The organism is Acinetobacter sp. NIOH-H-8 (assembly GCF_046635365.1).
GTDB lineage: Bacteria > Pseudomonadota > Gammaproteobacteria > Pseudomonadales > Moraxellaceae > Acinetobacter.
In genome coordinates, this window is sequence record NZ_JBHDVN010000076.1 from 1 (window position 1) to 11,105 (window position 11,105).

At 42.1% G+C, this 11,105-nt stretch carries 8 protein-coding genes, 1 tRNA gene and 1 pseudogene; 8 read left to right on the forward strand and 2 right to left on the reverse strand.

Translation table 11 applies throughout. The features are described 5' to 3' along the window. From ACEWB7_RS16305 to putP, 4 genes and pseudogenes are all read left to right on the forward strand, one after another. Positions 1 to 93, forward strand: a pseudogene (locus ACEWB7_RS16305) (IS1595 family transposase); the annotation flags it as partial. Positions 94 to 217: 124 nt separating this feature from the next. Then, positions 218 to 700, forward strand: a complete 483-nt coding sequence (locus ACEWB7_RS16310) for an NfeD family protein (RefSeq protein ID WP_004783073.1) — start codon at positions 218 to 220, stop codon at positions 698 to 700. A 3-nt stretch (positions 701 to 703) separates the two neighbouring features. Continuing rightward, a complete protein-coding gene (locus ACEWB7_RS16315) occupies positions 704 to 1,555 on the forward strand; it encodes an SPFH domain-containing protein (RefSeq protein WP_005234507.1) in 852 nt (283 codons plus the stop codon). A gap of 213 nt (positions 1,556 to 1,768) precedes the next feature. Further along, complete coding sequence (putP, locus tag ACEWB7_RS16320) at positions 1,769 to 3,280, forward strand: sodium/proline symporter PutP (protein WP_200229996.1); 1,512 nt, start codon at positions 1,769 to 1,771, stop codon at positions 3,278 to 3,280. Positions 3,281 to 3,364: 84 nt separating this feature from the next. On the opposite strand, the gene ACEWB7_RS16325 is transcribed toward putP, so the two are convergent. Both ACEWB7_RS16325 and prpF read right to left on the reverse strand, forming a co-directional pair. After that, positions 3,365 to 4,273, reverse strand: coding sequence for a farnesyl diphosphate synthase (locus ACEWB7_RS16325; protein WP_312319414.1), 909 nt, complete (start codon positions 4,271 to 4,273; stop codon positions 3,365 to 3,367). A gap of 227 nt (positions 4,274 to 4,500) precedes the next feature. Then, complete coding sequence (gene prpF, locus ACEWB7_RS16330) at positions 4,501 to 5,691, reverse strand: 2-methylaconitate cis-trans isomerase PrpF (RefSeq protein WP_312319416.1); 1,191 nt, start codon at positions 5,689 to 5,691, stop codon at positions 4,501 to 4,503. A 332-nt stretch (positions 5,692 to 6,023) separates the two neighbouring features. Between prpF and ACEWB7_RS16335 the strand changes: the two genes are divergently transcribed. From ACEWB7_RS16335 to ACEWB7_RS16350, 4 genes are all read left to right on the forward strand, one after another. Further along, on the forward strand, positions 6,024 to 7,376 hold the full coding sequence (locus tag ACEWB7_RS16335; protein ID WP_312307588.1) for an amino acid permease: 1,353 nt from the start codon (positions 6,024 to 6,026) through the stop codon (positions 7,374 to 7,376). Positions 7,377 to 7,467: 91 nt separating this feature from the next. Further along, positions 7,468 to 7,543: transfer RNA gene (locus ACEWB7_RS16340), tRNA-Arg, on the forward strand. A 337-nt stretch (positions 7,544 to 7,880) separates the two neighbouring features. Beyond that, on the forward strand, positions 7,881 to 9,401 hold the full coding sequence (locus ACEWB7_RS16345) for an outer membrane protein transport protein (protein WP_034703377.1): 1,521 nt from the start codon (positions 7,881 to 7,883) through the stop codon (positions 9,399 to 9,401). Between the two features lie 312 nt (positions 9,402 to 9,713). Further along, entirely contained in the window at positions 9,714 to 10,934 is a 1,221-nt protein-coding gene (locus ACEWB7_RS16350; RefSeq protein ID WP_312319424.1) for an OmpP1/FadL family transporter, read from the forward strand. Positions 10,935 to 11,105: the final 171 nt, after the last annotated feature.

Sequence of the window (11,105 nt, forward strand, 5' to 3'; positions counted from 1 at the left end):
GAGTACTTTGATTATCATCTTAAAGAAACTGAATGGCGTTGGATGAGGGAACCTAATGAGTTAGCAACTGAGCTGTGGAACCTCATTAGGTAAAATTAAGTGTAAATCTGCTAGTCTAGAGCCTTTTTTATATTCATCTGCTGCAGCATCTGCTACATTGGAAGTAAATCATATAAAGATGATGATTAATTAAATACTTAGCAATATAGGTCACGATATGGAATTAGTTCTTGAACCTTGGCACTGGTTTGTATTGGGAATACTTCTTATTCTGTCAGAATTACTCCTGCCCGCTTTTGCTGCCCTCTGGTTCGGGATTGGTGCCATTATGGTCGGCATTCTGTACTGGATGTTCCCGATGATGGGACTGACCACCCAGATCCTGACCTGGATCATCCTGTCTGTTCTTTGTACCTTGCTTTGGTTTAAGTTTATCAAGCCGCTTTCTATCGACAAGACCAAAGCCGGCCTGTCGCGCGAAGCAACCATTGGCCAGATTGGCATGGTGATTCAGACCGATCTTGAACAGGATCAGATCCGGGTCCGGTTTCCGCTGCCTGTTTTAGGCTCGGATGAATGGGATTGCCGTGCTCTGGATAAAGTTCAGGTTGGAGATCGTGTCCGTGTTGTCGATATCTTGGGAAATGACCTGGTTGTACAGCCCCACAGCACTCAATATCAAAACGAAAAAGGTGAATAAATTATGTCTGCTGGCACTATCATTGTTATTGCGTTCTTGGCCTTTGTTGCGATTACCATTTTTAAAGGTGTACGGATTGTTCCACAAGGCTATAAATGGATCGTACAACGTCTGGGTAAATACCACACCACACTTAATCCTGGCCTGAATTTTGTCATTCCTTATGTAGATGAAGTGGCTTATAAAGTCACCACCAAAGATATCGTTCTGGATATTCCTTCGCAGGAAGTAATTACCCGTGATAACGCTGTCTTGCTGATGAATGCGGTGGCTTATATCAACCTGACAACTCCTGAAAAAGCGGTATACGGGATTGAGAATTACTCCTGGGCAATTCAGAACCTGGTACAAACTTCGCTACGTTCAATCGTGGGTGAAATGGATCTGGATGACGCCTTATCTTCACGCGATCATATTAAGGCACGTTTAAAGTCTAGTATTTCTGATGATATTTCAGACTGGGGAATCACCTTAAAAACGGTTGAAATCCAGGATATTAAACCTTCTGTAACCATGCAGACGGCGATGGAAGAACAGGCAGCGGCAGAGCGTCAACGTCGTGCAACCGTGACTAAAGCGGATGGTGAAAAACAGGCCGCCATTCTGGAAGCTGATGGCCGTCTGGAAGCATCTCGTCGTGATGCAGAAGCACAAGTCGTACTGGCAGAATCTTCCCAACGTGCGATTGATATGGTGAGTCAGGCAATTGGTGACAAGGAAATTCCTGTGGCTTATCTGTTGGGTGAACAATATGTCAAAGCCATGCAGGATATGGCCAAGTCTCCAAATGCCAAGACTGTGGTCTTGCCTGCCGATGTGCTGAATACCATTCGCGGTGTGATGGGACGTCACTAAATTTCAGAGATACTTCACAATAGGCAGCCAATTGGTTGCCTATTTTCTTTCAAAATAAGAAAATCTCAGCAAAGATTGTGAATTTATGGTTAAATTTCGCGTTTATTTTTGAAATCCTCTGGATTCGATGTTGCCTGGCTTTCGGATTAAAGTCTTTCGCATCTGTCATAATCCTTGTTTCGATCTACTGTCCAACTTAAAAATGGATACCGTATGAGCTCCCTAAATCCAACCTTAATTACCTTTCTTTTTTATATTGTCGGCATGGTCGTAATTGGCCTGATGGCATACCGTGCGACAAACAACTTTTCTGATTACATCTTAGGGGGCCGACGTTTAGGTAGTTTCGTAACTGCACTTTCTGCAGGGGCTTCCGACATGAGTGGCTGGCTGCTGATGGGCTTGCCGGGCGCAATTTATCTTTCAGGTTTGTCCGAAATGTGGATTGCGATTGGTCTGATTATCGGTGCCTGGCTGAACTGGCTGCTGGTTGCGGGCCGTTTACGGGTCCATACCGAAGTCCAGCACAATGCCCTGACCCTGCCGGATTATTTCTCGAACCGTTTTAATGATCAGAAAAAAGTGCTGCGTGTGGTTTCGGCATTTGTCATTCTGATTTTCTTTGCAATTTATTGTGCTTCAGGCATGGTGGCAGGTGCACGGCTGTTCGAAAGCATGTTCGACATGTCTTATAGTACAGCGCTCTGGATCAGTGCGATTGCAACCATCAGTTATGTGTTTATTGGCGGCTTCCTGGCAGTCAGCTGGACCGATACCATTCAGGCAACCCTGATGATCTTCGCCCTGCTTCTTACGCCAATCGTAACCATCCTGACTTTTTCAGATATGTCGCAAGTTACGCTCGCTTTGGAAGCCGCACGTCCACAGGCCATGAACTTGGTCGGTGATCTGAGTACCATCGCGATCCTGTCATTAATGGCATGGGGTTTGGGTTATTTTGGTCAGCCGCATATTTTAGTGCGTTTCATGGCCGCCGATTCAGTGAAGTCGATCCCAAATGCACGCCGTATCGGGATGACCTGGATGACGCTTTGTTTGGGTGGTGCAGTGGCCGCAGGTTTCTTTGGTATTGCCTATTTCCAGCAACATCCGGAACTCGCTGCTGTGGTGAATGCCAATCCTGAAACCGTATTTATGGAACTGACTAAAATTCTGTTCAATCCATGGATTGCCGGTGTGGTTCTAGCGGCAATTCTTGCTGCAGTAATGAGTACGCTTAGCTGTCAGTTACTGGTTTGTTCAAGTACCCTGACTGAAGACTTCTATAAATCATTCCTGCGTAAAAATGCCTCACAAAAAGAACTGGTTTGGGTCGGTCGTTTGATGGTGCTTCTCATTGCTTTATTGGCAATCTGGATGGCTGGTAATCCTGAATCTAAAGTCTTGGGTCTGGTGGCGTATGCCTGGGCAGGTTTTGGCGCTGCTTTTGGTCCACTGATTATTCTGTCTTTGTTCTGGAAGCGCATGACCTTGAATGGCGCCTTGGCAGGCATGGTTGTCGGTGCATGCATGGTGATTCTGTGGAAAAATACTATTGGTGGAACAGGTCTTGGTTTTATTCCAGCCGGCATCTATGAAATTATTCCAGGTTTTATCTGTTCATGGATTGCGATTGTAGTTGTAAGTCTACTCGGCAAAGCGCCAACAGCTGAAATTACGACACGCTTTGAACAGGCAGAACGTTTGTATAACGAAAGCAAATAATTCAATATAAAAAAAAAGAGGACTTTAAGTCCTCTTTTTTTATGCTCGTTTTAAGCTAATTTCAGGAAGATTAGTTTATTTAAATCAGCTCTTACGTGTTAGCAGGAACTGGGTAATCTGCATCAGATCATCAGCCTGACCATCAAAATGATTCAGTGCAGTCATGGCCTGATCATGTAATTGCTGTGCATAGGCTTGAGCTTTCTCTAAACCCATTAATGCCGGATAAGTTGACTTCTCCACCTGTTCATCTTTACCCGCCGTTTTACCCAGCACTTCTGTATCAGAAATAATATCCAGAATATCGTCCTGTACCTGAAAAGCCAGACCAATCGCTTGACCGAATTCACGCAGTTTTAGAATTGCCACATCAGTCCCTTCAAAGATCGTCACCGCTGCCATCATAATCGCTGCACTGATCAAGGCACCAGTTTTATTTCGGTGAATGGTTTCCAATGCTTCCTGATCAATTTTTTTGCCTTCGGCCTGTAAATCCAGTACCTGACCATTGACCATTTTCGAGGAAGCAGTCGCCAGAATCTGCATCTGCTTCAAGACAATCGCTGGCTCTACTGCAGGCCCCTGATCAAATAGACGACTACCCAGAATTTCAAACGCCATAGATTGCAAAATATCACCCGCCAAAAGAGCCGTATCTTCACCAAAAGCAGCATGACAGGTTGGCTGACCACGACGTAACAAATCATTGTCCATACATGGCAGGTCATCATGGGCTAACGAATAGCAATGAATAAACTCAATAGCAACTGCAGCACGGCGTACCGCAGCACTATTCTGATTTGGTTTTAATGCGGCAGTGGCATAACATAATGCTGGACGTACCCGCTTTCCTCCTAGCATTACGGCATGATGAACTGCAGACTTTAACGGTTCCGGAATGGAAAAGGCTTCCAAGGCAGTCAGTAAATCGTGTTGAATCCGTTGTTGTGCTTGAGTTAGTGCATGGGTTGATACGTCAGTGATAGATGACACATTCGCCTCGAATACGTAGCCAGAATAATAAAATGACAGTTTATAAGTGCCTGTCTGTTATCAGGCATTGTACCTAGAATTGCTTTGAATTTTCAGTCTTAAATCCAAATGTTGTTTCATAATTCTGTATTGAGACTAAAAATAATCAAATCAGAAATATCTTTTTTAATAAAAAAACCACCAGAGAACTGATGGTCTTACTTAGGCTAATTTCTCAAGAAATAATTTTAAGAAAGAACATCTTCAGGAACACGCACCCAACCTTCCATTAGCACACGCGCACTACGACTCATGATGGCTTTTTTTACTTTCCATTCTCCATTTTCCTGCACTGCTTGCGCACCCACTCTTAAGGTACCGGAAGGATGACCAAAGCGGACCGATTCACGCTCCCCACCACCTGCAACACGATTGACCAAGGTTCCCGGAATTGCTGCCGCTGTCCCAATCGCTACAGCCGCTGTCCCCATCATGGCATGATGCAACTTACCCATCGATAAGGCACGGACCAGAATATCGCTATCTGCTTCAGTGACTTCCTTACCACTAGAGGACGTATAAGTCTTTGGTGGAGCCACAAAAGCGATCTTTGGCGTATGCTGACGTGTAACAGCTTCACTAATATCCTGAATCAGCCCCATCTGTTGAGCAGCATAGGCTCGGATGGTTTCAAACTTCACCAAGGCAGCTGCATCATTATTGATATGGTCCTGTAACTCGGTACCGTTATAGCCTAGATCTTCTGCCTTTAAGAAAACTGTCGGGATCCCGGCATTAATCATCGTTACTTCAAAGCTGCCAATATTCGGTACTTCTAGCGTATCGGTTAAATTTCCGGTCGGAAACATTGAACCGCCCTCGGCATCATCATCGGCAGGATCCAGAAATTCAATCTGTACTTCGGCTGCCGGAAAAGTTACGCCATCCAGTTCAAAATCGCCTAGTTCCTGCACCTGACCATTCTGCATCGGTACATGGGCAATAATGGTTTTCTGAATATTCGCCTGCCAGATTCGCACCGTACACAGCCCATTTTCAGGAATACGTGCAGGATCGACCAGGCCATTGGAAATCGCAAATGCCCCAACTGCTGCAGTCAGATTGCCACAATTGCCACTCCAGTCTACAAAAGGTCGATCAATAGATACCTGACCAAACAGATAATCCACATCATGATTTTCTTGCTGGCTTTTAGACAGAATCACGGTTTTGCTGGTACTTGAACTAGCACCACCCATACCATCAATCTGTTTGCCATAAGGATCCGGGCTGCCGATCACTCTTAATAACAGCTGATCCCGAATCCGGCCTGCCTGTTGTGCAGCAACAGGTAAATCGTCCAGTTTAAAAAACACCCCTTTACTGGTGCCTCCGCGCATGTAAGTGGCTGGGATTTTGATTTGGGCAGCGAAACTCATGAATACTTTCTTCCTCTGGATTGTCTTTATTCTGGTCAAAATTATTGAATATTTGTGAGACGAGTATAATCGGTTTAAAGCCAAGTAGCTGCCTTGCCCGACCTAAGTATAAAAAAACAGCATTTGTGTCGAGTTAAAAAAACAGCAAACTCATCAGTTACATTTTCAATAAAATTAATATATTGATTCACATATCTTTTATTCTATTTATTTTTATAATTTTTTTTTATAAATACGATAATAATATTTCATCCAGACGGGCGCTCTAGGCTTCTTATCTTTGTTCCATTACAATCTTTATACCTATTTCTTACATTGTCGGGCTGAACACTTTGAATAACGAGTCTTCACAACTTCAGCGTGGCTTAAAGAACCGTCATATTCAGTTGATCGCCATGGGCGGTGCAATTGGCACAGGCTTATTCTTAGGTTCCGCACAGGTGATCCAATCTGCGGGTCCTTCTATTATTCTTGGCTATGCCATTGGTGGCTTAATTGCATTCTTAATCATGCGTCAATTGGGTGAGATGATTGTTCATGAACCTGTAGCAGGTTCATTCAGCCATTTTGCTTATAAATACTGGGGCAAATTCCCCGGTTTCCTTGCGGGTTGGAACTACTGGATCTTATATATCCTGGTAGCCATGACCGAACTTACCGCCGTTGCAAAATATATTAATTACTGGTGGCCGCATATTCCTGCCTGGACCTCAGTCCTGTTTTTCTTCATCGTAATTACGCTGGTCAATCTCGGCAATGTGAAATTTTACGGTGAATCAGAATTCTGGCTGTCCATTGTGAAAGTGACTGCAGTCATTTCCATGATTGTCTTTGGTCTCTATCTGATCCTGACCGCTGATGCATCTTCAGGGGCTTCTTTCAGTAACCTCTGGACTGCGGGTGGTTTCTTCCCGAATGGCTTTGAAGGCTTATTCTATATGCTGGCCTTCCTGATGTTTGCCTTCGGTGGTATTGAACTGATCGGGATGGCGGCAGCAGAAGCTGAAAATCCAGAAAAAACCATTCCAAAAGCGATTAATCAGGTCGTATTCCGTATTTTAGTGTTTTATGTAGGTGCATTGACGATTCTGTTATCTTTAGTGCCTTGGAACCAGCTGGAACTGGGTGGTCTGGATAAAAGCCCGTTTGTAATGATCTTTAGCCAATTGGGGATTGACTGGGCAGCACATCTGCTGAACTTCATCATCCTGACAGCTGCACTTTCTGTTTATAACAGTGGTATGTATGCTAATAGCCGTATGCTCTATGGTCTGGCACAGCAAGGTAATGCCCCTAAAATCTTTAAGACTGTGAACAAACAAGGCGTTCCAATTCCTGCAGTTCTGTTCTCTGCCCTGCTGATTTTCGGCTGTGTACTTCTAAACTACTTTGTTCCTGAAGATGCCTTAAGTCACCTGATTTATGTGGTGGTAGGTGCATTAGTACTGAACTGGGCCATGATTAGCCTGACTCACTTCAAGTTTATGCAAAGCATGAAGCAGTTAGGACAAAAGACCAGTTTCCCGGCATTGTGGTCACCTGCAAGTAATATTCTGGTTTTAGCTTTCATTGCGACCATTCTTTACATCATGTGGACACAAGGTTTTAAAGAATCAGTGCTGATGCTTCCGATCTGGGTCGTGATCATGTTTATTCTTTTTAAGGCACTACGCCTTAAGAATTAATCAAAAAATCTTTTAATCGATGATTTTTAAAGTTATTGCTTCGGCAATAACTTTTTTTTTGCGTTTTTTACAGTACAATAGCCTTCTTTTCGCGCCCTTAGCTTAACTGGATAGAGCAGTTGCCTCCTAAGCGACCGACGTGGGTTCGAGTCCCGCAGGGCGCACCATCCTTTCAAAATGTGATCTATACTTCAAAAAATTAGCGTTAATCTTCATATTTTTAGAATATTTTTTATACAAAAAATCATTTTTTCTCCATTATTTTATTTCTTTTACTTTCAAATACTTATTTCAAAATAAGGCCATTTTTTGGTGCAAAAACTCTATTTTGGTGCTTTTTTAGACTAATTAGTTTTTTCTAGAGCATTTACTCTTATTTTAATTGTGCTATTTTTGTCACATGGAGTAACAAATGATTACGGATAAATACCCGAAATCTCCAAGAATTTAATAAGTGCAAACAACAACGCTAGATATAAATTTGTACCTCAAGGAAAGACGTAAATGAAATTAAAAACATTAACTACTGCAATGATTCTCGCAACTGTACCAATGACGGGTGCATTTGCTGCGGCAATGGACCGTTCAGGCCAATCTATTGCAGCCTTCCTACAACCTGGTAATTATTTTGAAGCAGGTATTTCTGTTTTAGATGCAGATGTCTCAGGACAAGAAGCTGGCGAATTAGACACACGTCGTTCAATTAGCGATATGGCTGACAGCTATTATTTTCCTAATGCTGCATTAAAATTACAACTTACAGATAAGTTTTCATTTGGTCTCTTATATGACCAACCTTTTGGTGCAAATGCAGAATATAGCGGTAATAACGCTTTTGTATCTCAAGGAACTGACCAAGTTCTCACTCCATCAAGTATCGCGAATATTACTCAAGATTCAGTTAGTCAATTAGTGCAAGCAGCTGGAGCTAGTTTTGCTCCAGCTTTGACTGCTGTTACAGCAGCTGCACCAGCAGGCACTCCACAGCAGAGCTTAGTACTAGGTGCTTTACAGCAAGTTGCTGCATCAAATCCAATCGTTGCAGCAGGCTTACAACAATTACAAGAAACTCAAACTGCTTTAGTGAATGCTAATGCTGCATTAGGTCAAGGCAATACTGAGGTTGAGGTACATACACAAAATCTTAGTTTTGTTTTTGGCTACCAACCAACCCAAAACTGGAATATCTATGCAGGACCAGTATATCAAACTGTTAAAGGCGACTTAAAATTACGCGGACAGGCATATAGTATTTTTAATGGCTATGATGCAAATTTCAAAGAGACGGGAGACTTAGGATGGTTAGCAGGTATGGCTTTCCAAATTCCTGAGATTGCCTTAAAAGCTTCTTTAACTTATCGCTCTGAAATCGACCATAATGCGAGCACTACTGAAAGATTATCAGTTTTAAATAATCCTCTTGCTGCTGCATCAGTTACAGGACTCTTAAATGGTTTAGGTGTACCAACTACTTATACAGATGCAATGACTGAAACTGGTAAAACCAAAATTACTACTCCGCAATCTGTAAACTTAGACTTCCAAACAGGTATCATGGCAGATACCATAGCATTTGCGAATGTACGTTGGGTAGAGTGGTCTAATTTCTCTATTCGCCCATACCAGTTTGGTAAAATAAGTGAAGCTGTTGGACAATTAGATTCTGTGAATCGTCCAGATGGTTTCCACGTAGTTGAATATGATAAAGATCAATGGTCTGCAACAGTAGGTGTAGGTCGTAAGCTTTCTGAGCAATGGGCTGGGAATGTCTCTGTGGGTTGGGATTCTGGTGCAGGTAATCCAGTTTCAACACTTGGACCAACAGAAGGTTATTGGAATGTTGGTTTAGGCGTTCAATTTAGTCCTACTCCAGCTACATTTATTGCTGGTGGTGTGAAATACTTCTGGTTAGGTGATGCAGAATCACAAACTGCAGCTCAAGTCGGTGAAGATAACCGTATTGTTGGTGACTTCAGCGATAACCATGCAATCGCATATGGCTTAAAAATGGGCTACCGCTTCTAAGCTCTGATTAAATAAAAACCACTTTCGAGTGGTTTTTATTTTTTAACTCTAATTTTATACACTTGCATATCATTTGCTTGTTTTACAAGCAATTAATCCTGCTCCAAATATTAATTTTTTAAAATTTATCTTTTATTTTTATTTTCTTATTTATCATTTAGTTAATATAAAAATATAGTATAAATACTCTAAGCAACCCTTTTATTTAACCGCTTTAGTTCATTTCTTCAACAAAGCTGAGTATTTACTCTTTTTAAAATTATGTTACTTTTCCAGCACATTTTTGTTACAGATGGCATCAGGGAACGTACCATGAAGCTCAATAAAATTTATTCTGCTATTTTACTTAGCACTTTACCTCTTTCTGTAGTTCAAGCAGCTGGCTTGGATCGTTCTGGCCAGTCTATTCAGGCTTTTTTACAACCTGGTAACTATGCGGAAGCGGGTATTTCTGTTTTAGATCCAGAAGTTCAAGGTAAAGACAATGCCGGCAATAAAGTCAGCGATATGGCTGAAGATTACTACTTCCCTACTGCTGCTATAAAAATTCAGGCAACTGATAAAATATCTCTGGGTTTACTTTATGACCAGCCATTTGGAGCTGACGCTCAATATGCGCCTGAATCTAATGCTTTTGCTACAGTAAATACCAATACTGGTGTATTGGAGGGCACTTCTGTTGAAGTAAAAACCAATAGCATTACAGCACTTATAGGGTATCAGCCAAATGAGAACTGGAATGTTTATGCCGGACCTGTCTATCAAAGCGTAAAGGCGAAAGTCTCCCTACGTGGTACAGCTTATAGAGGCCCGCAAGTTCTTGGCGGTTATGATATTGACCTTAAAGAAAGTGAAGCTTACGGTTGGTTAGCTGGTTTTGCATATTCTATTCCTGAAATTGCCTTAAAAGCTGCTGTGACTTATCGCTCTGAAATTAAACATGAATTAGATACCACAGAAACCTTCGGTTTTGGTACAGATGGGGCTTTATATATTCCTGGATTAACTGGCACATTATTGGGTAAACCAGTAATTCCAACTTACCATAAAGCGGAAATTACTACACCACAATCAGTCAACATTGACTTACAGTCAGGCATTGCAAAAAATACCTTAGCCTTTGCTAATATTCGCTGGGTACATTGGGATCAGTTTGCAGTAAAACCTGCTTATTTATCTCAGCTAACTGGCGCACTCACCGGAAAACAGCAGAATCTTGTCGATTATTCAGATGATCAATGGTCTGCAAATGTGGGTTTAGGTCATAAATTTAACGTTAAATGGTCAGGCTCTGCTGCTGTAGGTTATGACTCTGGTGCAGGAAACCCGGTAACCACCTTGGGTCCAACTGAAGGTTATTGGAGTGTCGGTCTAGGCGGCCAATACAGCCCTGCAGAAAACTATTTTATCCAGGCTGGGGTTAAATACTTCTGGCTAGGAGATGCACAAGCACAAACAGGTGGTGAAGTAAAAGGTAGCTTTGAAGACAACCATGCAATCGGCTATGGTATGAAAATAGGTTACCGTTTCTAATTGCGTTAAAAAATTAGTATTCAACAAGAAAGGGCGCTATAAGCGCATTGCTGTCCCACAATTTTTCACAAGAGGAAGCTCAAATGAGCTTCCTCTTGTTTTATGGGTATTTTATCGGGTGAAAATAAAGCTTTTAAAGTTCTTCTTTCAAACAAATTCACTTGAATTATT

What these genes read in the sequence shown, in the direction of transcription:
- ACEWB7_RS16310 (WP_004783073.1), top strand. Translation starts at nt 218, where the DNA reads ATGGAATTAGTTCTTGAACCTTGGCACTGGTTTGTATTGGGAATACTT.
- ACEWB7_RS16315 (WP_005234507.1), top strand. Translation starts at nt 704, where the DNA reads ATGTCTGCTGGCACTATCATTGTTATTGCGTTCTTGGCCTTTGTTGCG.
- putP (WP_200229996.1), top strand. Translation starts at nt 1,769, where the DNA reads ATGAGCTCCCTAAATCCAACCTTAATTACCTTTCTTTTTTATATTGTC.
- prpF (WP_312319416.1), bottom strand. Translation starts at nt 5,691, where the DNA reads ATGAGTTTCGCTGCCCAAATCAAAATCCCAGCCACTTACATGCGCGGA.
- ACEWB7_RS16345 (WP_034703377.1), top strand. Translation starts at nt 7,881, where the DNA reads ATGAAATTAAAAACATTAACTACTGCAATGATTCTCGCAACTGTACCA.
- ACEWB7_RS16350 (WP_312319424.1), top strand. Translation starts at nt 9,714, where the DNA reads ATGAAGCTCAATAAAATTTATTCTGCTATTTTACTTAGCACTTTACCT.